Below are 24115 nucleotides of genomic sequence, written 5' to 3'. Positions count from 1 at the left end.
AGGCCCTAACTGCGGGACGCGTATTCTACACATCCAGGCTGCTGAAGCAAGTGCTTTTTGCAGCTTTTTTTGAGCTTCCGGGGTGACTCAGTGCGCCTTTCCGGAACCTCGCGAAACCCTCATTCAATCTTTCTCAAGGCCGCTTCCGGCTCCGCTTGAAGTGGCGCGCATTATAGCGACCTCTCCGTGCTTGGCAAGCTCTTTTTGAAGAGCTTTTCCGCTTCCGAAACAGCTCCAAAGAATCTTTTCGGAAGAAACGATTCCGTTACCGGCTTCGCTCAAGGTGGCGCGCATTATAACGGCCTCTTTTGTTCCCGCAAGCACTTTCTCAACCAATTCAGAAAGCGTTTTTTGGAAGGACTGCGGAGCGAATCTCGCTCCGACAATCCAGCCCCGCCGGAGCCGGGCCAAAAAAAACACCCTCTGATTGAGAGGGTGCTTTTTAGGCGGAAAAGAGCCCTGCAAAGCAGGGTCTTTATCGATATGGCGGTGAGAGAGGGATTCGAACCCTCGATGAGTGTTAACCCATACACCCTTAGCAGGGGCGCGCCTTCAGCCACTCGGCCATCTCACCTTGAAATCCAGTCTCTCAGTTGTCGTCCGGCTCGTTGCCGGTGACTGCTGAAAGAGGTCGGCATCATACCAACGGCGAGACAAAAATCAATGGGGAATCAATAACTTTTTGACGTTCGGCCGCTGTTCGAATACTTCTTGAGCAACCTGAATTTCCGGCCGGTAACCCCCGGCAATCGGCCCCCGTTTCCAGGGAGCCCAGAGCCTCTCCAATAACAAAAAAGGCCGGGCGAACCGGCCTTTCTTACGGGACGGTGGCAGTTACTCGTTGCCACCTTCCTCTGAGGATTGCTTTTCGCGCTGGATGCGCTGGTAAATTTCCTCGCGGTGTACCGCCACTTCTTTGGGCGCATTCACACCGATGCGAACCTGGTTGCCCTTCACGCCCAGTACAGTAACGGTCACATTGTCACCTACCATCAGCGTTTCGCCAATCCGGCGGGTTAAAATCAACATTACCTACTTCTCCTTGATCATCCTGTGATAGAGCGCAGCGGGATACTCCCTGGGGCTGCGCTTGTCGTCATCATAACCGGATGGCGGCGCAAATGGTTGAATATTGCCCATCACATTATTCAGTATTGACCAGCAGATCGAAATCTCAACAGGTCGGACTCTACGCCAAATGACCGAATCGCTATGGAAAACTCGCGGTCGCCTTCACTCTGGTTATAGTTTCAGTGCGTAAAACGCACCCGCTAACTGGCTGCCCGCGGCTCGGAGAGCTCGAACTCGCTGTGCAGTGCACGCACCGCCAGCTCCAGGTAGCGCTCGTCGATAATCACCGAAATCTTGATTTCAGAGGTGGTGATCATCTGGATATTGATATTGTCTTCGCCCAGGGCACTGAACATCCGGCTCGCCACATTCGCGTGGGAGCGCATGCCGACACCGACAATCGACACCTTGGCGATTTTGTCGTCGGAAACCACTTCTCTGGCACCCAACTCACCGGCTACCCGCTCCAGCACTTCGCGCGCCTTGGACAGGTCGTTGCGGTGGACGGTAAATGTAAAGTCCGTCGTGCCGTCTACCGCACTGATGTTCTGCACGATCACATCCACTTCGATATTTTCGGCACCGATCGGCGCCAGAATCTTGCAGGCCACACCGGGGTTATCCGGCACGCCGCGGATGGTGAGCTTGGCCTCATCGCGGTTGAACGCTATGCCGGAAACGACGGGCTGTTCCATTTCGTCATCCTCATCCAGACTGATCAGTGTGCCCTCACCCGCCTCGAAAGTGGAGAGTACGCGTAGTGGGACCTTGTACTTGCCGGCAAATTCCACCGCGCGGATCTGCAGCACCTTGGAGCCCAGACTGGCCATCTCCAGCATCTCCTCGAAGGTGATGCGATCCAGTCGCTGGGCACTGTCGACCACACGCGGATCCGTGGTGTAGACCCCGTCCACATCGGTGTAGATCTGGCACTCGGTGGCATCCAGCGCCGCGGCCAGCGCGACACCGGTAGTATCGGACCCGCCGCGGCCAAGCGTGGTGATATTGCCGTCGTCATCGACGCCCTGGAAGCCGGCCACAACCACCACGCGCCCGGCATCGAGGTCACGTCGCATCCGCTCGACATCGATGCTCTGGATACGCGCCTTGGTGTGCGCGTTGTCGGTCAGGATCTTTACCTGGCCACCGGTGTAGGAACAGGCGTCATAGCCACGCTTTTTCAGTGCCATGCTCAATAGCGCGATCGTCACCTGCTCGCCGGTGGATACCAGCACATCCATCTCGCGGGGGTCCGGCTTTTCCTGAATCTGGTTGGCCAGATCGATCAGGCGGTTGGTCTCACCGCTCATGGCGGACAGCACGACCACCATATCGTGCCCCTGAGCGCGGAAGGCCGCCACTTTGTCGGCCACGCCTTCAATGCGCTCGATCGAGCCCACCGAGGTGCCGCCGTATTTCTGCACGAACAAACTCATTGGATCAGTGTTTCCTTACTGCTCTCCCCGCGGGGCCTGCGCTGTCGCGCGCTCGTACCAGCTCGAGCGAGTCGCGCACTAAATCACCAAACATCGGGGAAATCAACTTGGCATCGGCCAACTCCCGACAAGTTGACCGAAATTAACCAGTGATTTTCAACGGCTGAAGGCGGGTTAACTTCCCATCTGCTCTTCAACCCAGGTCGGGACGTCTTTCAGCATGCCCGGCAGCGCGTCGATATCGGTACCGCCGCCCTGGGCCATATCCGGGCGACCGCCGCCCTTGCCGCCCAGTTTGGCGGCGGCGAAGCGCATCAGGTCACCGGCCGCGATCCGACCGGTCAGGTCCTTGGTCACAGCGGCCACCAGCGCCACCTTGCTGTCCGCCGGCGCCGCCAGCAGCACCACGCCGCTGCCGAGCTTGTTCTTCATCTGGTCGGCCAGGTCGCGCAGGGACTTGGGGTCGGCACCGTCGATGGATGCCGCCAGCACTTTCATACCGGCCACTTCCACCGCCCGGCTGGACAGGTCCCCACCGGCGCCACTGGCCAGCCTGGTCTTCAGTTGCGCCACTTCTTTTTCGAGTTTGCGGTTGCTCGCCAGCAGTTGCTCGACCTTGTCCGCCAGGGTGTCCGGCCGGGTCTTGAGCAGCGCCGCCGTGTGTTCCAGGCGCTGTTGCGCGCGGTCGAACAGCGCCAGTGCGTGGGCCCCGGTCACCGCCTCGATCCGGCGCTGGCCGGAGGCGATACCGCTCTCGCCGACGATACGCAACAGGCCGATATCGCCGGTGCGCTGTACGTGGGTACCACCACAGAGCTCGATCGAGAAGGGACTGCCGCCATCCATTTCCCCCATGGAAAGCACCCGAACCGTATCGCCGTACTTCTCGCCAAACAGGGCCATGGCGCCTTTTTTCTTGGCGGTTTCGATATCGGTCTCCTCGACCTGCACCGGTGTATTGGCCCGGACCTGCGCGTTCACCAGCGCCTCGATGGCGTGCAGCTGCTTGGCCGTCACCGCCTCGGGGTGGGAGAAGTCGAAACGCAGGCGCTCGGAATCCACCAGCGAGCCCTTCTGGGTCACATGCTCGCCCAGCACCTTGCGCAGCGCCGCGTGCAGCAGGTGCGTGGCGGAGTGGTTGAGCGCCGTGGACTGGCGCACGTCCGCAGAGACTTCCGCCTCGACCTGGTCGCCGACGGCGATGGCACCGGAGAGTACCTTGCCACTGTGGAGGTGGTGCCCACTCTGCCTGGTACAGTCGCGCACTTCGAAACGGCCGGCGCCAGCGAGATAACCGCTATCGCCCACCTGGCCACCGGATTCGGCGTAAAAGGGAGTGCGGTCGAGTACCACGGCACCCTCTTCCCCCTCTTCCAGGCGTTCCACCTGCTCGCCGTCTTTGACGATGGCAAGCACCGTGCCCCGGGCATCAGTGGCGTCGTAGCCGAGGAATTCGGTTTCGCCCTCCAGGTCCAGCGCCTCGGTGTAATCCTGCTTGAATTTACCGGCGGCGCGGGCGCGCTCGCGCTGGGCCTCCATCTCTTTTTCGTAGCCGGCCATATCCAGCGTCAGGCCCCGCTCGCGGGCGATATCCTGGGTCAGGTCGGTGGGGAAGCCGTAGGTGTCGTGCAGGGTGAACACCAGTTTGCCGGGAATCTCTGTGCCCTCGAGAGAATCCAGGGCCTCATCCAGCAGTGCCATCCCCTTGTCCAGGGTCTTGGCGAACTGCTCCTCTTCCTTGCGCAGGGCTTTCTCGATGATTTGCCGCTTCTCGCGCAATTCAGGGTAGGCGTCGCCCATCTGTTCGGCGAGCGCCGCCACCAGTTTATAGAAGAAGATTTCCTTGTGGCCCAGCTTGTGGCCGTGGCGCACCGCGCGGCGGATGATGCGGCGCAACACGAAACCGCGCCCCTCGTTGGACGGCATGACGCCATCGGCGATCAGGAAGGCGCAGGAGCGGATATGGTCCGCGATCACGCACAGGGACTTTTCCTCCAGGTCATCGCAACCAACGATGTCGCCGGCGGCCTTCAGCAGCGCCTGGAACAGGTCGATCTCGTAATTGGAGTGCACGCCCTGCATCACTGCAGCGATACGCTCCAGGCCCATACCGGTATCCACCGAGGGTTTCGGCAGCGGGTGCAACTCGCCGTCGGCGGTGCGCTCGAACTGCATGAAGACCAGGTTCCAGATCTCGATATAGCGGTCCAGGTCGTCGTCGTCGGATCCGGGCGGGCCGCCGGGCACGTCCGGGCCGTGGTCGTAGAAGATCTCGGAACAGGGACCGCAGGGGCCGGTATCGCCCATCTGCCAGAAGTTGTCCTCGTCCAGGCGCGAGAAGCGCTCGGCGCTGACGCCCATGTCTTTCAACCAGATGTCCGCGGCCTCGTCGTCGCTGATATGCACCGTCACCCAGAGGCGCTCCTCCGGCAGTCCCAGCACCCCGGTCAGGAAATTCCAGGCGAACTGGATCGCCTCGCGCTTGAAGTAATCGCCGAAACTGAAGTTGCCCAACATCTCGAAGAAGGTGTGGTGGCGGGCGGTGTAGCCGACGTTTTCCAGATCGTTGTGCTTGCCGCCGGCACGCACGCAGCGCTGGGAGCTGACCGCGCGATTGTATGAGCGCGTCTCCTGGCCGAGGAAGGTTTCTTTGAACTGCACCATGCCCGCATTGGTAAACAACAGGGTCGGGTCATTGCCCGGCACCAGGGAACTGGAGGGCACGATGGTATGACCCTGTTCGGCAAAGTAGTTCAGAAAGGCATCGCGAATCTCTGCGCTTTTCATCCGGCGTAATTCCACTTCGTTTTCAACATTCAAAATTTATATTGGTTCGGGCTTCGCCTGCAGGCGGAGCCCGGCGCTGGCCCCTACAGGAAAACCGGCTTATGCGGCACCCTGTTCGGCCAGGCCCTGCTCCGGCATCTCTCTCTGCGCCAGCAGGTGAATATGCAGGTGAAAGACTGTCTGCCCCGCACTGCGGCCGTTGTTCACCACCAGCCGGTAACCGTCCAGGCCGAGCCGGCGCCCCAGCTCCGATGCCACCCACATCAGGTGGCCGAGCAGCGGCTTGTCCCCGACATCGGCGTCGGACAGGTTGACCAGCGGCTTGCGCGGAATGATCAGCAGGTGGGTGGGCGCCTGGGGAGAGCGGTCCTCGATGACGATGCACTGATCGTCTTCGTAGACTTTCGGCGCCTCTATCTCCCCGGCAATGATACGGCTGAAAACGCTGGGCTCAGACATGGGTCACTTTTCCAGCTTTTCCTCGGCGGTAAGCTGGCGCGCCTCGGATTCCAGCATCACCGGGATGCCGTCGCGCACCGGATAGGCCAGGCCACTGGCCTTGCACACCAGTTCCTGTTCTTCCTCGTGATACTCGAGCGGCGCCTTGCTCACCGGACACACCAGCAGACTCAGCAGTTTCTTGTCCATTCCACCCTCTCCGGACCCGCGCATCAACAGCGACCGCGGCAAAAATGACCGCGTATAGTACAACGGTTGGACGGGTATTTCACGGCATACGGAAGGGCCGATGGGTGGAGGTTTCAGCCGGAAGCCGCCGCCTCGGGCAGGGGCAACAGCGACTTGAGATGCTGCAGTACCAGATCCCGCGCAAGCGGCCCCTCATCCACCTCGTTGAACAGCTCGTGGTAGGCACCGGGGAACTGGTGCAGCACCCTGGCCTCACTGCCGATCCGGTCGAACCAGCGGCGCGTGACGGCGCTATCCACCAGCCGGTCCCCCTCCGGAAGCAACAGCAGGCAGGGCTCGGTGATCTGGCTGAGGCGGGCATGGAGGAACTCGCGTTCACTCAGGAAAGAGGTAAACCACCGGGTTGAAACCCGACCGTGCACGAGATCGTCGGCGCGATAGGCCTCAACCACCGCCGGATCCCGGCTCAACCAACGGGGGTCAATGCGATTGGGGAAGGTCAGCCCCGGCGCCATACGGGCCAGGTGTCGAAGCAACCAGCGCTCGAAACGGCCCGGCTCCCTGCAGCCGTGAAAACCGGGCGCCGACAGCACCAGGCTGTCGATACCGCCGTAGCGCACCGCGCAGCCACAGGCGATCACACCGCCCATACTGTGCCCCAGCAGGTGCAGCGATTTGCCGGGGTTGTCCCGCTTGACCAGCCGGATGAAGTGGTGGAGGTCGTCGCTGTAGTGGGCGAAGTCATCGATATGGCCGCGCCCCCCGTCGGACTGGCCGTGACCGTAGTGGTCCAGCGCGTAGACACTGAAACCGGCCCGATTGAAATGTTGCGCCAGCTTGCGATAGCGACCACTGTGCTCCCCCAGGCCATGGGCGATCACCAGCGTGCCCAGCGCACCCTCGACCCACCAGCGCCGGTAGTGGATACGGTTACCGCGGGATACAAACTCCATTTCTCTCTCCTCATCATCATTATTTTTATTGTTTGCCCGACTAGCGGGGTGCACCGGAATCCCGGCAGTTACTCGCGCTCAAGCCCCTCACTGTACTCACCGCGCATTGCAAGGTGATTAAACCGCGCGCGTTTCAGCAATGCGGCCTGCGCCGTGGCGGCATTTTCCGCCCGCCCCTCCCAGGCCTTCAGCGCCGGTTCCTGCAGGGCGCGGCCGTAGGAGAAGCTGAGCTGCCAGGGCGCGTGCCACAACTGGTTGAGCGCATTCAGGTTGGCAGTGGCCTCCTCCGGGCCCTGGCCGCCGGACAGGAAATTGATACTCGGTACCGCCGCCGGCACCGTGCGGCGCAGACTGCGCAGGGTGTACTCGGCCACCTGTTCCGGCGGGGCCCCTCCAGACGAACGCGAGACGCACTCACTGCCGGGGGTAACCATGCTCGGCTTGAGCAGCATCAACTCCAGGATGACACCGTGCCGGTGCAGCGCGTGAAACACCTCGTGCCAGACGCATTCGTTCACCTCCGCATCCCGCTCGATATCGTGGTCGCCGTCCATCATTACCTCCGGCTCGACGATCGGCACCACGCCCCGGGACTGGCACACAGCCGCGTAGCGGGCCAGCATCTCCGCGTTGGCCGTCAGCCCCAGGCGCGTCGGGTTGCCCGGTGAGACCGGGTAGACCTCGCGCCACTTGGCAAATCGGGCCCCCTGCGCCCGATAACCGTCGAGGCGCTCGGCGAGACCGTCCAGGCCGTAGGTAATCATATCCCCGGGGGCACCGGCCAGCGGGCCCTTGCCCTTGTCGACCTTGATACCGGGAACAATGTTCGCGCCCGCCGCCAGTTGCGGAATCGGCGTACCGGTATCGTCCGTCTGCCCCAGTGTCTCCTCGAACAGGATCACGCCGCTCACATAGTCACCGAGCCCGCCGGTGGACAGCAGCATCGAGCGATAGGCCCGGTGGCTCTCCTCGGTGGACTCGACACCGACGGCCTCGAAACGCTTGGCGATGGTGCCGGTACTCTCATCGGCCGCCAGAATGCCGCGGCGGCCATCCACCATATCGGCAATGGTCGCCTGCAATTCGTCGACAACGCTCATACAGCCCTCCTCCGATCGGTCCATGATTTGAGGATAGGTCGAACAAACACGAACCGTCCGGTCAGAAGGCCCGGCAGGCCGCCACCGCCCGCCGCCAGCCGTCGACCAGCTCCGCGCGGCGGGCGGTGGGCATCTGCGGCACGAAATCCCGCTCGATTTCCTGCAGACAGCGGGGCGACTGGTCCGGTGGCCAGACACCGGCACCGATGCCCGCCAACAGCGCCGCGCCCACGGCTGTGGACTCGATCTGCCGCGGGCGCTCCACCCGCACCTGCGAGATGTCCGCCTGGAACTGCATCAGGAAGTTGTTGGCACTGGCACCGCCGTCGGCGCGGATATGGCTGATATCCACATCCAGCGCCTGTCCCATCAACTGGACCAGCTCATCGCTCTGGTAGGCGATGGATTCCAGTGTCGCCCGCACCAGTTCCGCCTTGCCGGTGCCGCGACTGAGGCCGCAAATGGTACCGCGCGCGTTCGGGTCCCAGTGGGGGGCGCCCAGGCCGCTGAAGGCCGGCACCAGGTAGACGCCGCCGGTATCGGCGACCCGGTGGGCGATGGTTTCCGTGTCCGGGGCCTCCCGGATCAGCCCCAGTTCATCCCGCAGCCACTGCACCGCGGAACCGGCATTGAAGACTGCGCCCTCGAGGGCGTAAACCGGGGAACCGTCGACATCGCAGGCAATCGTGGTCAACAGCCCCGGCGGCGCCCCGGGGCGCTCCGCGCCGGCACAGGCGAGCATAAAACAGCCGGTGCCGTAGGTATTCTTTACATGGCCGGGCTCGGTGCAACCCTGGCCGAACAGCGCCGCCTGCTGGTCGCCAGCGACCCCACAGATAGGGACTTCGGCGCCGAGAAAAGCGCCGGGGTCGGTGTTGGCGAAATGGCCGGCCGAGGGCAGAATCTCCGGCAGTAACGCCTCCGGGCATTCAAACAGCGCCAGCAGCTCCGGATCCCAACGGCGCTCCTCCAGGTTATACAGGAGCGTGCGGCTGGCATTGGTGTGGTCGGTCAGGTGTGCGCGGCCACCGCTCATCTTCCAGATCAACCAGCTGTCCACGGTGCCGAAACAGAGCTCACCGGACCGGGCACGGCGCAACAGCGCCGGCTGCTGGCGGAAGATCCACTGCAGCTTGCTGGCGGAAAAATAGGCGTCCAGCACCAGGCCGGTCTTCTCCTGCAGCCAGTCGGCCTTGCCGGCCCGCTGCAGCTCCCGGCAGATTTCTGCCGAACGCCGGCACTGCCAGACGATCGCCGGGCACACCGGCTCACCGGTCTGCCGGTCCCAGAGCACCGTGGTCTCGCGCTGGTTGGTGATGCCGATCGCGGTCAGCCCGCTGGCGTCGGCACCGGCCCGCTCCAGTGCGGCGGCGCACACCTTCAGGGTCACGTCCCAGATTTCACTGGCGTTGTGTTCGACCCAACCGGGCCTGGGGTAGTACTGGGGGAATTCGGAATAGCTGCGGCCGCGGAGCTGGCCGCGGGTATCGAAGACAAAGGCGGTGGTACCGGTGGTGCCCTGGTCGATGGAGAGAATCATCGGGGATTCCTGTTCTTATACTCTATTGCGCGGGGCGCCACTGCTGACGGAGCCGGAGCTCCGCGGCCCCTACCGGTCAGAGTATAAGTCGGATTCTGCCGCGTCCAGCGCCCAGTGAATGGCATCGGCGGGAAATCCGCGGTAGGCGAGATAGCGCTGCCGGCGGGCGCGCTCCTTGAGCTGCCGGTCCCGCGGCAGGGCGGAACTGACCGGGGAACGGAATTTGCGCTGCAGCTGTTCGGCGGCGAGGCTGAACCAGTCGGCTTCCGCCTGTTCCAGCGCGCTCTCGACCAGGCTGTTTTCCACACCCCGCTGCTGCAGGTCGCGGCGGATGCGCAGCGGCCCCTGGCCGCGCTGCACCCGGGAACGGGCAAAGACCTCGGCAAAACGGCGATCGGACTGGTAGTTGAGTTCATCGAGACGCTCGAACAGCGCATCGAAGTCGGCGTCGGGGAATTTGCCGGTGAGCTTGTCCCGCAGCTCTTTGCGGGAGTGCTCGCGGCGGGTGAGCAGCTCGAGCGCCGCGCCGAACAGCGCCTGAGCCTTGTCGGGTCCGGCTGAAAACACCGTTACTCTTCGGGGGCTTCCACGGCTTCTTCCGGCTTGGCCGGCACCAGGTCGCCCAGCAACTGCGCGCGCAGTGCACCCTCGATCTCGTCGCGGATCCCCGCGTTTTCCTTCAGGAACTTGACCGCATTGGCCTTGCCCTGGCCGATCTTATCGCCCTTGTAGCTGTACCAGGCACCGGCCTTGTCCACCAGGCCCAGCTTGACGCCGTAGTCGACGATCTCGCCCAGCAGGTTGATGCCCTGGCCGTACATGATCTGGAACTCGGTCTGCTTGAACGGCGGCGCCACCTTGTTCTTGACGACTTTCACGCGGGTCTCGTTGCCCACGACCTCGTCGCCCTCTTTCACCGAACCGATGCGGCGGATATCCAGGCGTACGGAGGAGTAGAACTTGAGCGCGTTACCGCCGGTGGTGGTTTCCGGGGAGCCGAACATCACACCGATCTTCATGCGGATCTGGTTAATGAACACACACAGGGTGTTGGTGTTCTTGATATTGCCGGTCAGCTTGCGCAGTGCCTGGGACATCAGGCGCGCCTGCAGGCCTACGTGGGAATCGCCCATCTCCCCCTCGATCTCGGCGCGCGGGGTCAGGGCCGCCACCGAGTCGACAATCAGCACGTCCACGGCGCCGGAGCGCACCAGCATGTCGGCCACTTCCAGCGCCTGCTCGCCGGTATCCGGCTGGGACACGATCAGCTCGTCCACGTTCACGCCCAGTTTCTCGGCGTAGATCGGGTCCAGCGCGTGCTCGGCGTCGACGAAGGCGCAGGTGCCGCCCTTGCGCTGGGCTTCGGCAATGACCTGCAGGGTCAGGGTGGTTTTACCGGAGGATTCCGGACCGTAGATCTCGACGATACGGCCGCGGGGCAGGCCGCCGATGCCGAGGGCCACATCCAGGCCCAGGGAGCCGGTGGAGATGGCGGGAATCCGCTCGCGCTCCTTGTCCCCCATGCGCATAACGGTACCCTTGCCGAACTGGCGCTCGATCTGAGACAGCGCCGCCTGCAGTGCCTTGTCTTTGTTGGAATCCATGACCCTTCCCGTGTGTTTGAGTGGTGTGAATTGGGGGCAAGCTTAACGAAGGATTACTGTATAAGCAACCAGTGATTTTGCGGAGGGCCCGCATTGCGGGCTCCCGGATTCCGCTGCGCTCCATGCGGGCTACAAACCCGGTCCGGGCGCCGTCAGGTTACCGGATGCGCCTTCACCAACGCCAACATGCCCCGCAGCGCCTCGGCCACCGCCTGCGCCTGGATCGACGCCCGGTCGCCATTGAAATGGAAACAGCGGGCATCGATATCCATTGGCTCCTGTCCCTCGGCGTGGGCCCAGGCGATCCACACGGTGCCCACCGGCTTCTCCTCGCTACCGCCGTCGGGGCCCGCGATCCCGCTGACCGCCACCGCCACATTGGCATCCATCATCGCCAGCACCCCACAGGCCATCTGCCGCGCCACCGGCTCGCTGACCGCGCCCTGGGCTTCCAGATCCTCCTGCGCCACGTTGAGCAGATCCCGCTTGATGCGATTGGCGTAGCTGACCAGCGAGCCCTCGAACCAGTCGGACGCACCGGCAATGGACGTGATCGCCGCGGCGATGGCGCCGCCGGTGCAGGATTCGGCCGCGGTGGCGTGCCAGCTGCGCTGGTGCAATTCCTCACCGAGCTCCCCCGCCAATTGCGCTATCTCCGCCCTTTCGCTCATCTGCCTGTTTCCCCGGTTATAGAATCATCGACCTGAAAGAGAACTCTATCACCGATTATTCCTGTGTGGATGGGCACTCATGCGAACACACGGGACCAATCGGCATCGCCCCGCGCACCTGCGCCAAAAGCCTCTCGCTATCAATCAACCCCACCCTCCAACCCCACCCTCTCTTCACTGATTTCACATTGATTTACGCAAATGAAAAATATTATCATTACGCTTTAATTTTAATAAGCGAAGGACAAGCCATGAAACACCCCTTCAGCCTCTCGATACTGTCATTGGCCATCTGCTCTCTCTCCACCGGCGGGCTGGCACAGGCGGATGGCAGCGATGATCTCGAAGAGGTAAAAGTCTACGGCTCCGTTTACCGCACCACCGGCACCAAGTCCGACCTGTCGCCGATGGAAGCGCCCATGAGCTTCGAGATCTACGACAACGAACTGCTGGAACTGCGCCAGGCCGACACCATCAACGAGGCGCTGCGCTATGTGCCGGGCATCACGCCCGAGAGCCGCGCCACCGCCACCATCTTCGACCAGTACAACATCCGCGGCTTCGACAGCTACAACAACTACTACGACGGCCTGCCGCTGCAGTACAACCAGCTCTGGAACCTGATGCCGCAAGTAGACGCCTTTGCCACCGAAAGTGTCGAAGTGCTGAAAGGCCCGACTTCCGTGCTCTACGGTTCCGCCCCTCCCGGCGGCATGGTCAACCAGACCGCCAAGCAGCCCCAGTCCGAACAGAGCACCCGCATCCGGATGCGGGCGGGCACCAACAGTCTCGCAGAGCTGGGGGTCGACACCACCGGCGCCCTGACCGAGAACGTGGACTACCGCCTGATCGCCCTCGGCCGCAGCCGCGACGCCCAGCAGGAAACCACCGAAGAGGAGCGCCGCACCATCGCGCCGTCGGTGACCTGGCAGATTGGCGACCGCACCAGCCTGAACCTGAACGCCTATTACCAGGACGACCCGAAGGCGATCCCGTCCACTACCCTGCCGGCCATCGGTACCCTGTACGCGGCCCCCTACGGCAAACTGGACAGCGACGCCTACGCGGGGGACGAAAACTGGAACAGCTATTCCCGCGAGTTCACGCTGCTGGGCTACAAATTCAGCCACGCTTTCTCCGATTCGGTGACTTTCCTGCAGAACCTGCGCTATACCGACGCCAGTGCCCTGCAGCGCAATACCTACAGTGCCGGTCTGGCGGAAGACGGCCGCACCTACGCGCGCAACGCCTACTACACCGACGAGGCGCAGGAGGGGCTGGCGATGGACAACCAGTTGGCCATCGACCTGAACGCCGGCGGTGCCGAACACCGGCTGCTGCTGGGGCTGGACTACCAGGACCTGGACTCCACCATCGGCTACGGCGACACTTTCGGCATCGACACCCCGACCATCGACCTGGGCGCCCCGGATTACAACCAGTTCGACCCCGACACCCTGCCGGTGGACTACTACACCGAGCAACACAAAATCCAGCAGGAACAGCTGGGCCTGTACCTGCAGGACGAAATCCACTGGGGCAAGCTGGTGGTAATACTCGGCACCCGCTGGGATGACTACCAGAGCGAGGATGTCGCCAATACAACCTACGAAACCGGCGTTACGGAAATCGACCAGGACCAGTTCAGCTCCCGGGCGGCCGCCATCTACAGCTTCGACTCCGGCCTGTCCCCCTATGCCAGCTACTCGGAGTCCTTCGAGCCCACCTCCGGCATCGACTCCCTCACCGGCGAGGCCTTCGAACCCACCACCGCAAAACAGTGGGAAGCGGGCCTGAAATACAGCGCGCCGGCCAGCGACCTGGAACTGACCGCCGCGGCCTTCGACCTGCGCAAGCAGAACGTGGTGGTCAACACCGCAGACTTTTTCCAGTACACACAGAACGGCGAAGTGACTTCACGCGGGATAGAGCTGGCCGCCACCTGGTCCCCGATACCCGACCTGGCGCTGACCACCAACTACAACTACCAGGATGTCGAGATCACGGAAAATGCCCTCGACCCGAGCCTCGAAGGCAAAACCCCCGAATGGGTCGCGGACGAGCAGGCCTCGGTCTGGGCCAACTACAACCTGACCGATGCCCTGATGTTCGGCGGCGGCGTGCGCTATGTGGGCAACAGCCCGGTGGATAAGGCCAACAGCGACCAGGTGCCCTCCTACACGCTGGTCGACCTGGTGATGTCCTACACACTCAGCGAGCGCTACGAACTGGGCCTCAGCGCCAGCAACCTGACGGACAAACGCTATATCGGCGCCTGTGCCGGAGTCAGCCGCTGCTGGATGGGCGCACAGCGCAGTGTGGAGTTCACGGTTAACGTGCGGCTCTGATACAGGGATCGGGGATTGTCGCGCTTCCCGCGTTTGCGGGAAGCGCTTATTCGATTGCGCCGCCCGTGTCCACACGCCCCTTCCAACCAGGCAAACCACGCCCTCACAGTATCGTCATACCACGCCTTCTTTCATCCACCGTTCCAGCCGGATAATACGGTCACTCCGGCGACAGAAACGGCCTGGCCATCACCGACCTTTTCTTATACTGTAAAACCACTCAGTCAGGGGAAGTAACCTATGTCCACCGATGTCGTCGATGCGGAAGTATCGCCAACCGGGCAGTTCGACATTCTGTCCAAATACGAAATCCACAAGCTCACCGACGATAGCCGCGGTCCCCAGCACCAGCTTTTCCGCAACTGCTCCCTGGCGGTACTCAACTGCGGCAACTATATGGACGACGGCAAGGAGTTGCTGGAGAAATATGCGGATTTTGATATTTCGGTGGTGCCGACGGAGCGCGGTATCAAGCTCAAGGTAAGCAACGCCCCCGCCAGCGCTTTTGTCGACGGCAAGATGATCCGCGGTATCGCCGAGCACCTGTTTGCGGTGCTGCGGGACATTATCTATGTGAACAGCGAAATCACCGGCGATCCGCGCTACGACCTGGTTTCCGCCCAGGGCGTGACCGATGCCGTGTTCCATATCCTGCGCAATGCCGACACCTTCGACCGCATCCGCTCACCGCGGCTGGTGGTGTGCTGGGGCGGCCACTCGATTTCGCGGGAGGAATACGATTACACCAAGCAGGTGGGTTATGCGCTGGCCCTGCGGCACCTGGACATCTGCACCGGCTGCGGTCCCGGGGCGATGAAGGGGCCCATGAAAGGCGCCACCATCGGACACGCCAAGCAGCGCGACCGCGGCGGGCAGTATGTCGGCATTACCGAGCCGGGCATCATCGCGGCAGAGGCGCCGAACCCGATCGTCAACCAGCTCGTAATCATGCCGGATATCGAGAAACGCCTGGAGGCGTTCGTGCGCACCGGCCACGGCATCGTGGTATTCCCCGGCGGCGCGGGGACCGCCGAGGAGATCCTGTACCTGCTGGGCATATTGCTGCACAAGGAAAACAGGGAGCAGCCCTTCCCGCTGATTTTTACCGGCCCGGCCAGCGCCGCGGACTATTTCATCCGCATCGACCAGTTTATTGCCAACACCCTGGGCGAGGCGGCCAGGTCGCGCTACCAGATCATCATCGACGATCCGCCGGAGGTGGCGCGGCAGATGGCGGCCGGCATCCAGGAAGTCCGGCAACACCGCAAGGAATCCGGCGATGCCTACTACTTCAACTGGCAATTGAAAATCTCCACGGAATTCCAGCGCCCGTTTGAACCCACCCACGAGAAGATGCGCGACCTGGAACTGCACACCAACCAGGAACCCTACCTGCTCGCCGCCAACCTGCGCCGCGCCTTTTCCGGGATCGTCTCCGGCAACGTGAAAGACCAGGGTATCCGCAATGTGGAGAAGAACGGCCCCTACGAACTGCGCGGCGACCCGGACCTGATGCACAGCATGGACACCCTGCTGGATTCCTTCGTCAAGCAAAACAGGATGAAACTGCCCGGCAAGACTTACACCCCCTGCTACCGGATTGTTGAGGGCTGACCATCGAGCGCTATGGTTCCGGCACTTACCCTGCCGGAGCCACCGGCGCCAGTTGGGGGAAATACCACGGCTCAGCATGTTCCGGTATCGCCCACCGCAATGGCGAACGGTTACTGGCCTCCGTCAGCAGACCGTCACTTTTCATTTGTGAAATCAGACGGCGGCCACTGCGCTCCGAATCACCGGCCATTTCTATCGCCGATGCGCGCCCCAACTCTCCCTCGATAAATGCCTGCAGCAGAATATTCGCGGCGGCGGGCTTCAGTGCACCGTATCCCATCACCCGCCCATCGTTTCGCGCCTGAACGTAGCTCTTTATCCGCTCGCGCAGGCTTTCCAGCTCCAGCAACTCGCCGATATAGCTGACCTGATCCTGGGCCGTATCCAGCATAAACTCACAGAACTTCAGCAGCGCCGTCTCACTCAGGGCTCCGCGCCCATCGTGACTGCCCTGCCGCGGGAAATCCGCGCGTGCCAACAATTCCCTGTAACGGTCTGCCGCGCGCGCGAGCCCCCGACTCAGGCACCAGACGCCCACCCCCTGCAGGCCCGCCAGCCGCATGGCTTCGTCGGTAAATAAACGTCCTACCCGGCCATTGCCATCAAGGAAAGGGTGAATCCAGGCAAAACGGTGGTGCGCGCACATTGCCGCAATGACTTTTCGGTCACCAGGATATCGCGACGGTGAATAGGTCGCACAAAACCCCTGAACCAGGCCGTCGAGGTCTTGAGGCGGAGGGGGGATATGTCGCCCCACTGTTACATCCATTTTCCGCCACTTCCCCGGAATCACCTCCCCCCTCAAATCCCCGCTCTGGTCACAGACTCTGCGCAGATTATCCGGTACACCGATATAGAACTGTCGGTGCAAAGAGCGGATGAAATCTTTGGAGTAGAGTGCGTCCGCTTCGACCTGCTGTTCAGACAACCAGTTCTGTACCGCAATATGGGCCATCGATTCCAGTTGCCGATCCCGCTTGGCGGGATCTGCCGAGAAGTCACCGCGCTGGGCAGCACGTATTTCAGCGGGCCGGGTTCGGTTACCCTCGATCAGGTTGGAGTAGTAGGAATTGATTACCGCCATATGGGCCTGTAGTACCGCCTTGCTCGCGGGAGCGAGATGGCCCGCAAGCTTTGCAGAGGCAGCAACCAGCGCCACGGCTTTGTCCGGCAGCGGTGAATCCGCCAACGCCCTGTCGCCGGGAACGAATGGGGCTATACCCTGGACACTGGTAACCATAGACAATATGGCCGGTTTTATGGCCGGCTTGCAAATCAACTAACTAGTTGATTTACATGAAATTATTAAAATACCAACGCTTTTTGACAGCCCATTTTGGCCGGTTTCCTGCCCAGTCGTCAAACCCTGTGAGCACCACCATCCCAAACCCGGTTTAATCGCCAGCCCAAGCCGCTACAATAGCGCCCCTCCCATCCACCAATCAGACAAGAAGAAGTAGCTCCCCATGCCGCAAGCCCCCAGTGCCAAAACGCCTGCCGAGAAGAATGCCCAGCATACCCCCATGATGCAGCAATACCTTCGTATCAAGGCCCAGCACCCCCAGGAGCTGGTTTTCTATCGCATGGGAGACTTCTATGAGCTGTTCTACGACGACGCCAAGCGCGCCGCCGAGCTGCTGGACGTAACCCTGACCGCCCGCGGCAAGTCAGGCGGTGAGCCGATCCCGATGGCCGGTATTCCCTACCACGCCGCGGAGGGCTACCTGGCGCGGCTGATCAAGCAGGGGGTGTCCGTGGCCATCTGCGAACAGATCGGCGATCCGGCCACCGCCAAGGGGCCGGTGGAACGCAAGGTGATGCGTATCGTCACCCCGGGTACCGTCACCGATGAGGCGCTGCTGAACGACCGCCGCGACAACCTGCTGGCCGCCATTGCGCATGTGGGCGAACAGTTCGGCCTGGCGCTGCTGGACCTGGCCACCGGCCGCTTCGTGGTGCAGGAGGTGGATACCGTCGAGGCGCTGGCGGAACAGGTACAGCGCCACCGACCGGCGGAACTGCTGGCGCCGGAGAACCTGGCGCTGCCCGGCGAGATCGGGAACCTGCCCGGCCTGCGCCGCCGCGCGCCCTGGGAATTCGAACTGGAGACCGCGCTGCGACTGCTGAACCAGCAGTTCGGCACCATGAACCTGGAGGCCTTCGGCTGCAGCCACCTGCACGCCGCGGTAACTGCCGCCGGCTGCCTGCTGCAATATGCCCGCGACACCCAGCGCACCGAGCTGCCGCATATCCGCAGCCTGCAGACCGAGACCACCGACGATACCGTGGCGCTGGACGGCGCCAGCCGCCGCAACCTGGAGATCGACCTGAACCTGTCCGGCGGCGACGACAATACGCTGCTGTCGGTGTTCGACACCTGCAAGACCGCCATGGGCAGCCGACTGCTGCGCCGCTGGCTGAACAACCCGCTGCGCCAGTTGACCACACTACAAAATCGCCAGGACGCCATCACCGCACTGGTGGACGGCTACCGGTTCGAGCCGCTGCGCGACAGCCTCAAGCCGGTGGGCGATATGGAGCGCATTCTCGGCCGCCTGGCGCTGCGCTCGGCGCGCCCGCGGGACCTGGCGCGGCTCGGCCAGTCACTGGCGCAGTTCCCGCAGATCCAGCGCGAGCTGGCCGACACCGAATCCGTGCTGCTGAAGGAACTGCTGCGGGAAGTCGGCGAATGGCCGGAAACCGTCGCCCTACTGGAGCGGGCGCTGGTGGAAAACCCGCCGGTGGTGATCCGCGACGGCGGCGTCATCGCCACCGGCTACGACAGCGAACTGGACGAACTGCGCTCAATCAGCGAAAACGCCGGCGACTACCTGGTGCAACTGGAAGTGCGGGAGAAAGAGCGCACCGGCATCCCCACACTGAAAGTCGGCTACAACCGTGTGCACGGCTACTTTATCGAGATCAGCCGCGGCCAGAGCGACAAGGCGCCGGCGGACTATATCCGCCGCCAGACACTGAAAAACGCCGAGCGCTTTATCACCCCGGAACTGAAAGAATTCGAGGACAAGGCGCTGTCGGCCAAGAGCCGCGCCCTGGCGCGCGAGAAGGCCCTGTACGAGGAGCTGATCACGCAACTGAACGAATCCCTGGCCGAACTGCAGACCGCTGCCGCCGCCGTATCGCAGCTGGACGTGCTGGCCTGCCTGACCGAGCGCGCCGACAACCTGCGCCTGTGCCGCCCCGAGCTCGGCACCGAGCCGGGCCTGGATATCGAGGCCGGCCGCCACCCGGTGGTGGAACAGGTGCTGGACGATCCGTTCGTGGCCAACGATATCGCCCTGCGCGACGACCGCCGCATGCTGGTCATCACCGGCCCCAATATGGGCGGTAAGTCCACCTATATGCGCCAGACCGCGCTGATCGCACTGCTGGCCCACGTGGGCAGCTATGTGCCGGCGGATGCGGCCCGTATCGGCCTGCTGGACCGCATCTTCACCCGCATCGGCAGCGCCGACGACCTGGCCGGCGGCCGCTCCACCTTTATGGTGGAGATGACCGAGACGGCCAATATCCTGCGCAACGCCAGCGAGCACAGCCTGGTGCTGATGGACGAGATTGGCCGCGGCACCAGCACCTACGACGGCCTGTCCCTGGCCTGGGCCTGCGCCCACTACCTGGCCGATCGGGTGCGCGCCTTTACGCTGTTCGCGACCCACTATTTCGAGCTGACCGAACTGCCGCAACAGTGCCACTCGGCGGCCAATATCCACCTGAACGCCACCGAGCACGGCGACGGTATCGTCTTCCTGCACCGCATCCAGGAGGGGCCGGCCTCGAAGAGCTACGGGCTGCAGGTGGCCAAACTGGCGGGGATTCCGGGCGATGTGCTGTCGGAGGCGCAGCAGCGCCTGCAGGCATTGGAGACCGGCACTGTGGACTGGGGCACTGGGACTGGAGAAGGGGAAACGCCGGCGACACAACCGCAGCCACAGCCGGAACCTGTATCGCAATCGCCCGCTTCGCCCCAGCAGGTGGACCTGTTCGGCGCCCCCAGCCACCCGGCCGTGGACGCGCTGGAGGAGCTGGACCCGGACGAGCTGACGCCGCGCCAGGCACTGGAACGGCTGTACGAGTTGCGCAAACTGCTGTGATGCCCTGCCCAGCGCAGGATGGGCTACAAAACGGGCCTGCGGCCAGATGCGGAGCCGGAGCCTCCAGCGCCTGTGGCCAAAGCGCCCTGCGCTCCCAGGTTATAAGTCCAAAACCATTCGGACTCAAAAGCCACTACAATTCGCGCCAGTTATTGCTAAAATCCGCTGCTTCAACGATTTTGGGTACTATCGAGGGACACGCATGACATTCGTAATTGGGGAAAACTGCATCAAGTGCAAATACACCGACTGTGTGGAAGTCTGCCCGGTGGACTGCTTCTACGAAGGCCCCAACTTCCTGGTGATCCACCCGGACGAATGTATCGACTGCGCCCTGTGTGAGCCCGAGTGCCCCGCCAACGCCATCTACTCCGAGGACGAGGTGCCCGAGGACCAGCAGGAGTTTATCGAGCTGAATGCCGAACTGTCGGAAGTCTGGCCCAATATCACCGAGAAAAAGGACCCGCTGCCGGACGCCGACGAATGGGATGGCAAGAAGGGCAAGCTGGAGCAACTGGAACGCTGAGCGCCCACCTGTTTTGCGGAAAAGCCGTCTGTCGCAGACGGCTTTTTTGTTTGCCACCCTGTCCGGTTTCCGCTGGAACCCAACTACCCCCAAAAGACCTAGCCGATGAAATCCCTAAGCGTACTCCTGCGTCAGACCATGGCCGTCGCCCTCCTCAGCCTGCCCCTGGAAAGCTCTGCCGGCGAGGACCGCCGTATCGCCCTGACCTTCGATGACGGCCAACTGCCCGGCACCACCGGGGAGCTGCTGGACGAACTGGAGCGGCTGCAATTGAAAGCCTCTTTCTTCCCCGGCTGCGGTGAGACAGTAAAAAATCCGGAGGCGATCGGGACCGCCGCTACGCCCGCAGCCAGCGTCGATTGCACAGGGCGGCTGGAACTGGCCCCTCCGACAGTCCTGCGGGAGATCGCCGGGGCGGCGAAGATACTGCGGCAACTGGGACATCGCGATCCGCTCGCGCTGCGACCGGCCTACGCGCAGATTCCGCGGCAGCGGGAACCGGGCCAGGACGGTTCGGCCCTCGCCCTGTGGAACACGCTGCCGGCCTCCAGTGCCGATCCGGAAGCGCCGCAACAGGTTGCGGACTATATCGCCGACAACGCCTTCCCCGGTGCGGTAGTATTGGTGCATCCGATAGCCGGGCAGCGGCAACAGATACTGGAAACCCTGCCCCTGCTCAGCGAGCAGTTGCGCAAGCGTGGATACGAGTTTGCCACCCTGTCGGAAGTCGTCGCCGGCCGCAAGCGGAAAACCGAATCCACGGACGTCTGACCGGGCTGGACAGCGCCTCAGAGAGAACAACAAGAGAAGAAGACAATATGCACCGTGCTACAGGCAAAACCATCGTCAAATGGATCGGCCTGCTGGTGCTTGCCGCAGTGGCCGTCTTTTTTACCCTGTTCCAGATCAGCAAAAGTACCGGCTGGCAACTGTTCGGCACCATCGTGCCCCGCGTCACCACAGACCGGAAACTGGTCGCACTGACATTCGACGACGGCCCGGAACCGGGCGCCACCGAGAAACTGCTGCAGCTGCTCGGCGACCGGCAGGTAAAGGCTACGTTTTTCCTGGTCGGCCGTTCCATGGAGAAACACCCGGAGCAGGCGGCAATGATCGCCCGCGCCGGCCACCAGTTGGGCAACCACTCCTACACCCACTCGCGCATGGTCATGCTCGACTACGAGACCGTGGCGGAGGAGCTGGAGAGCACCGAACGGCTGATCCGCGATGCCGGCTACAGCGGCGAAATCTATTTCCGCCCGCCCTACGGCAAGAAACTCTTCAACCTGCCCCGCTACCTGAATGACCGGGACATCACCAGCGTCACCTGGGATATCGCCCCGGAAACCTTCGCCGGGCCCATGACACCGGAGGAAATCAGTGGCCCGATCCTGGAGCGGGTGCGCCCCGGTTCCATCATCCTGTTGCACCCGATGCACGGCTACCGCGACACCGTCCTGCAGGCCCTGCCGGAGGTGATCGATAGCCTGAAAGCGCGCGGCTACCACTTTGCCACCCTGTCGGAACTGCTGGCCGCGGAGACCGCAGCGGACTGAGCGCCGCCGGTACAACCATGCCGCAACCCGCTCCTACTCCCGGGGGCAATAAAGTGGTGAAAAGCACGGAATCACGCTACCAATTAGAACCATCGACTCACCGATTCCGGAGCCGATCTCCGGCATGAAGTGAGGCGGGTTATCCAGGTGGCAATACGGGAGTCTTACCATGTTGCGCTGGGCTATTATCTGTCTGGTTATTGCACTGATCGCGGCCTTCTTCGGTTTCGGTGGCGTCGCTACCGCGGCGACCGATATCGCCAAGGTGCTCTTCTTCGTCTTTCTGGTACTCTTTGTACTGGCCCTTATTTTCGGGCGACGCAAACCGCCCAAATAGCAGGGACTCCGCCCTACAGGACTACAGCCGGGCCACGCGCCCGGCTTTCCGTCCTCAACCCCGATGGCATCTGCCTGACGCGGTGCCGACCGCTTCCCCGTCGGGGCTCAGGTGCGGTCACGCTGCGGCTCCAGCGCCAGCACGCTGGCGAAGTGATTGAACCCCACCACCATTTCCATCACGCCCAGCGCCTCGATTATTTCATCGTCCCTGGCACCGAGTTCGCGCGCGGCGATGATCAGTTTCTCGCCGTGATTGTCCGGATCCAGGTTGGCGTGGCGGGCCAGGTTGAACAGCGCCTGCTCCTTGTCCGAGAAGTGCACGTCATCCGGGTGGTTGCGAATCCGCATCACATCGTCGCGGGCCACACCCAGGTTCTCCATCGACACGCTGTGGTGGTAGATACCGTAGTCGCAGTGGTTGTCGGCGGAAATCACCAGCCCGATCCCCTCTTTCAGCTGCGCCGACAGGCAACCGTGGATCATCAGCGCCTTGAACTTGTACCAGTTCGCCTCCAGCAGCGCCGGGTGGTGGGCATGGGCGCGGAACAGGGTCGGGATGGCGCCCAGTTCATCTCTAATTTCATCGAATACCACACTCACCCGATCCTCGACGGGAATCTCCATCAATGGAATAAGGCCCATAGTTCACCTACCTGCTGTGTCTGCGGCACACCGCAAAGCGCTTTTCCCCGGAAACGGATACTGTATATAATCCCAGCATGCGAAAGATCATCCACTGCGACTGCGACTGCTTCTACGCCTCGGTCGAAATGCGCGACGACCCCAATCTTCGCGGCCGCCCCCTGGCCGTAGGGGGTGCCAGCGACCGCCGGGGGGTGATCTCCACCTGCAACTACGAGGCGCGCAGCTACGGCGTGCGCTCCGCCATGCCCACCTCCCGGGCAAAGCAACTCTGCCCTGATCTGATTGTAGTACCCGGCAACATGAAAAAATATCGGGAGGTCAGCGCACAGATCCGGGAAATCTTCCTGGAGTACAGCGATACCATAGAACCCCTGTCCCTGGACGAGGCCTTTCTCGATGTCAGCGACAGCGGCCACTGCCGCGGCAGCGCCACCCTGATCGCCGAAGAGATACGCCGGCGCGTGCACGGGGAGCTGGGAATCACCATCTCCGCCGGTGTCGCGCCCAACAAGTTCCTGGCCAAGATTGCCAGTGACTGGAAAAAGCCCGACGGTCTCACCGTGGTGGCGCCCGGCGCCGTGGACCAGTTCGTACTGCGGCTGCCGGTGGGCAGGATTCACGGCGTCGGCCGGGTCACCGCGGAGAAGATGAAACGCCGCGGCATCCGCACCTGTGCGGACCTGCGCAACTATTCCCGCATCGAGCTGACACGCGATTTCGGCAAGTTCGGCCAGCGCCTCTACGAGCTCTGCCGCGGCATCGACGAGCGGCCCGTCACCGGCGACGGATCCCGCAAGAGTGTCAGCGTCGAACGCACCTTCAGCGAGGATCTCGACAGCCTGGACGCCTGGCAGGAGCAGCTCACGGAGCTCTATGTGCGCCTGCTGGAACGCCTGGAGCGACTCGACGACCGCTACCGGATCAGCGGCGTGGCGGTGAAGCTGAAATACAGTGATTTCACCACTACCACCCAGGAGCGCACCAGTCACTCGAGCCGTATCTCCGAGTTCAAGCACCTGCTGGAACAGTGCTGGAAGCGGCGCCCGGAGCCGATTCGCCTGCTGGGTGTGGGGGTCAAAGTCAAGGATTTACGCGCCGAATTGGGACCGGAACAACTGCCCCTGCCACTGCCCGCCAGCGGCCGCCTGTCGGCCTGACACCGGCA

The 24115-nt window shown here is 62.7% G+C and carries 21 protein-coding genes and 1 tRNA gene; 8 read left to right on the top strand and 14 right to left on the bottom strand.

Features of this window, described 5'->3' with window-relative positions; all coding sequences use genetic code 11:
- Positions 1-484 precede the first annotated feature (484 nt).
- The 12 genes from MWN76_RS17680 to MWN76_RS17625 form a co-directional block, all read right to left on the bottom strand.
- Positions 485-574: transfer RNA gene (locus tag MWN76_RS17680), tRNA-Ser, on the bottom strand.
- 260 nt (positions 575-834) lie between these two features.
- Positions 835-1029, bottom strand: coding sequence for a carbon storage regulator CsrA (gene csrA / locus MWN76_RS17675; protein WP_091391203.1), 195 nt, complete (start codon positions 1027-1029; stop codon positions 835-837).
- A 242-nt stretch (positions 1030-1271) separates the two neighbouring features.
- Positions 1272-2507 carry an aspartate kinase gene (locus MWN76_RS17670; protein WP_250463892.1) on the bottom strand — a complete coding sequence of 412 codons (1236 nt, stop codon included), beginning with the start codon at positions 2505-2507 and terminating at the stop codon, positions 1272-1274.
- A 174-nt stretch (positions 2508-2681) separates the two neighbouring features.
- Entirely contained in the window at positions 2682-5294 is a 2613-nt protein-coding gene (gene alaS / locus MWN76_RS17665) for an alanine--tRNA ligase (RefSeq protein ID WP_250463889.1), read from the bottom strand.
- Between the two features lie 99 nt (positions 5295-5393).
- Complete coding sequence (locus MWN76_RS17660) at positions 5394-5753, bottom strand: histidine triad nucleotide-binding protein (RefSeq protein ID WP_250463886.1); 360 nt, start codon at positions 5751-5753, stop codon at positions 5394-5396.
- A gap of 3 nt (positions 5754-5756) precedes the next feature.
- Entirely contained in the window at positions 5757-5942 is a 186-nt protein-coding gene (locus MWN76_RS17655) for a Trm112 family protein (RefSeq protein WP_250463883.1), read from the bottom strand.
- A 113-nt stretch (positions 5943-6055) separates the two neighbouring features.
- Positions 6056-6895, bottom strand: coding sequence for an alpha/beta hydrolase (locus tag MWN76_RS17650; RefSeq protein WP_250463880.1), 840 nt, complete (start codon positions 6893-6895; stop codon positions 6056-6058).
- Between the two features lie 68 nt (positions 6896-6963).
- Positions 6964-7995, bottom strand: a complete 1032-nt coding sequence (locus MWN76_RS17645) for a class I fructose-bisphosphate aldolase (RefSeq protein WP_250463877.1) — start codon at positions 7993-7995, stop codon at positions 6964-6966.
- 61 nt (positions 7996-8056) lie between these two features.
- Entirely contained in the window at positions 8057-9535 is a 1479-nt protein-coding gene (gene glpK, locus MWN76_RS17640; protein ID WP_250463875.1) for a glycerol kinase GlpK, read from the bottom strand.
- 69 nt (positions 9536-9604) lie between these two features.
- Complete coding sequence (locus MWN76_RS17635; RefSeq protein WP_250463873.1) at positions 9605-10102, bottom strand: regulatory protein RecX; 498 nt, start codon at positions 10100-10102, stop codon at positions 9605-9607.
- 2 nt (positions 10103-10104) lie between these two features.
- Entirely contained in the window at positions 10105-11139 is a 1035-nt protein-coding gene (gene recA, locus MWN76_RS17630; RefSeq protein ID WP_250463871.1) for a recombinase RecA, read from the bottom strand.
- A gap of 152 nt (positions 11140-11291) precedes the next feature.
- Complete coding sequence (locus MWN76_RS17625) at positions 11292-11810, bottom strand: CinA family protein (protein ID WP_250463869.1); 519 nt, start codon at positions 11808-11810, stop codon at positions 11292-11294.
- Positions 11811-12061: 251 nt separating this feature from the next.
- Here MWN76_RS17625 and MWN76_RS17620 point away from each other — a divergent pair, with 251 nt between their 5' ends.
- Together MWN76_RS17620 and ppnN are read left to right on the top strand one after the other, a co-directional pair.
- Positions 12062-14158 (top strand): TonB-dependent siderophore receptor, encoded by a 2097-nt coding sequence (locus tag MWN76_RS17620; protein WP_250463867.1) that lies wholly within the window; start codon positions 12062-12064, stop codon positions 14156-14158.
- 240 nt (positions 14159-14398) lie between these two features.
- On the top strand, positions 14399-15772 hold the full coding sequence (gene ppnN / locus MWN76_RS17615; protein ID WP_250463865.1) for a nucleotide 5'-monophosphate nucleosidase PpnN: 1374 nt from the start codon (positions 14399-14401) through the stop codon (positions 15770-15772).
- Positions 15773-15797: 25 nt separating this feature from the next.
- Here ppnN and MWN76_RS17610 read toward each other — a convergent pair whose 3' ends face one another.
- On the bottom strand, positions 15798-16961 hold the full coding sequence (locus MWN76_RS17610) for a Fic family protein (protein ID WP_250463863.1): 1164 nt from the start codon (positions 16959-16961) through the stop codon (positions 15798-15800).
- Positions 16962-17238: 277 nt separating this feature from the next.
- Between MWN76_RS17610 and mutS the strand changes: the two genes are divergently transcribed.
- The 5 genes from mutS to MWN76_RS17585 all read left to right on the top strand — a co-directional run bounded on the left by mutS (position 17239) and on the right by MWN76_RS17585 (position 22303).
- Positions 17239-19884: a DNA mismatch repair protein MutS gene (gene mutS / locus MWN76_RS17605; protein ID WP_250463861.1), complete on the top strand. Its 2646-nt coding sequence runs from the start codon at positions 17239-17241 to the stop codon at positions 19882-19884.
- Positions 19885-20086: 202 nt separating this feature from the next.
- Positions 20087-20410 carry a ferredoxin FdxA gene (gene fdxA, locus MWN76_RS17600; protein ID WP_250463859.1) on the top strand — a complete coding sequence of 108 codons (324 nt, stop codon included), beginning with the start codon at positions 20087-20089 and terminating at the stop codon, positions 20408-20410.
- Between the two features lie 105 nt (positions 20411-20515).
- Positions 20516-21181, top strand: a complete 666-nt coding sequence (locus MWN76_RS17595; RefSeq protein WP_250463857.1) for a polysaccharide deacetylase family protein — start codon at positions 20516-20518, stop codon at positions 21179-21181.
- A gap of 47 nt (positions 21182-21228) precedes the next feature.
- Positions 21229-21966, top strand: coding sequence for a polysaccharide deacetylase family protein (locus tag MWN76_RS17590; RefSeq protein ID WP_250463855.1), 738 nt, complete (start codon positions 21229-21231; stop codon positions 21964-21966).
- Between the two features lie 169 nt (positions 21967-22135).
- On the top strand, positions 22136-22303 hold the full coding sequence (locus MWN76_RS17585; protein ID WP_250463853.1) for a DUF1328 domain-containing protein: 168 nt from the start codon (positions 22136-22138) through the stop codon (positions 22301-22303).
- Positions 22304-22410: 107 nt separating this feature from the next.
- Here the strand turns inward: MWN76_RS17585 and MWN76_RS17580 are convergent, their stop codons facing one another.
- On the bottom strand, positions 22411-22947 hold the full coding sequence (locus MWN76_RS17580; protein WP_250463851.1) for a carboxymuconolactone decarboxylase family protein: 537 nt from the start codon (positions 22945-22947) through the stop codon (positions 22411-22413).
- A 77-nt stretch (positions 22948-23024) separates the two neighbouring features.
- On the opposite strand from MWN76_RS17580, the gene dinB reads away from it, so the two are divergent.
- Positions 23025-24107, top strand: coding sequence for a DNA polymerase IV (gene dinB, locus MWN76_RS17575; protein ID WP_250463849.1), 1083 nt, complete (start codon positions 23025-23027; stop codon positions 24105-24107).
- Positions 24108-24115: the final 8 nt, after the last annotated feature.

The organism is Microbulbifer litoralis (assembly GCF_023634065.1).
In the GTDB taxonomy this organism is placed as follows: Bacteria; Pseudomonadota; Gammaproteobacteria; order Pseudomonadales; family Cellvibrionaceae; genus Microbulbifer; species Microbulbifer litoralis.
Note: the sequence above shows the minus strand (reverse complement) of the source record. Positions and strands in the feature narration are given on the sequence as shown.

Coding starts and splice junctions, on each gene's coding strand:
- csrA (WP_091391203.1), bottom strand. CDS start 1,029: ATGTTGATTTTAACCCGCCGGATTGGCGAAACGCTGATGGTAGGTGAC.
- MWN76_RS17670 (WP_250463892.1), bottom strand. CDS start 2,507: ATGAGTTTGTTCGTGCAGAAATACGGCGGCACCTCGGTGGGCTCGATC.
- alaS (WP_250463889.1), bottom strand. CDS start 5,294: ATGAAAAGCGCAGAGATTCGCGATGCCTTTCTGAACTACTTTGCCGAA.
- MWN76_RS17660 (WP_250463886.1), bottom strand. CDS start 5,753: ATGTCTGAGCCCAGCGTTTTCAGCCGTATCATTGCCGGGGAGATAGAG.
- MWN76_RS17655 (WP_250463883.1), bottom strand. CDS start 5,942: ATGGACAAGAAACTGCTGAGTCTGCTGGTGTGTCCGGTGAGCAAGGCG.
- MWN76_RS17650 (WP_250463880.1), bottom strand. CDS start 6,895: ATGGAGTTTGTATCCCGCGGTAACCGTATCCACTACCGGCGCTGGTGG.
- MWN76_RS17645 (WP_250463877.1), bottom strand. CDS start 7,995: ATGAGCGTTGTCGACGAATTGCAGGCGACCATTGCCGATATGGTGGAT.
- glpK (WP_250463875.1), bottom strand. CDS start 9,535: ATGATTCTCTCCATCGACCAGGGCACCACCGGTACCACCGCCTTTGTC.
- recA (WP_250463871.1), bottom strand. CDS start 11,139: ATGGATTCCAACAAAGACAAGGCACTGCAGGCGGCGCTGTCTCAGATC.
- MWN76_RS17625 (WP_250463869.1), bottom strand. CDS start 11,810: ATGAGCGAAAGGGCGGAGATAGCGCAATTGGCGGGGGAGCTCGGTGAG.
- MWN76_RS17620 (WP_250463867.1), top strand. CDS start 12,062: ATGAAACACCCCTTCAGCCTCTCGATACTGTCATTGGCCATCTGCTCT.
- ppnN (WP_250463865.1), top strand. CDS start 14,399: ATGTCCACCGATGTCGTCGATGCGGAAGTATCGCCAACCGGGCAGTTC.
- mutS (WP_250463861.1), top strand. CDS start 17,239: ATGCCGCAAGCCCCCAGTGCCAAAACGCCTGCCGAGAAGAATGCCCAG.
- fdxA (WP_250463859.1), top strand. CDS start 20,087: ATGACATTCGTAATTGGGGAAAACTGCATCAAGTGCAAATACACCGAC.
- MWN76_RS17595 (WP_250463857.1), top strand. CDS start 20,516: ATGAAATCCCTAAGCGTACTCCTGCGTCAGACCATGGCCGTCGCCCTC.
- MWN76_RS17590 (WP_250463855.1), top strand. CDS start 21,229: ATGCACCGTGCTACAGGCAAAACCATCGTCAAATGGATCGGCCTGCTG.
- MWN76_RS17585 (WP_250463853.1), top strand. CDS start 22,136: ATGTTGCGCTGGGCTATTATCTGTCTGGTTATTGCACTGATCGCGGCC.
- MWN76_RS17580 (WP_250463851.1), bottom strand. CDS start 22,947: ATGGGCCTTATTCCATTGATGGAGATTCCCGTCGAGGATCGGGTGAGT.
- dinB (WP_250463849.1), top strand. CDS start 23,025: ATGCGAAAGATCATCCACTGCGACTGCGACTGCTTCTACGCCTCGGTC.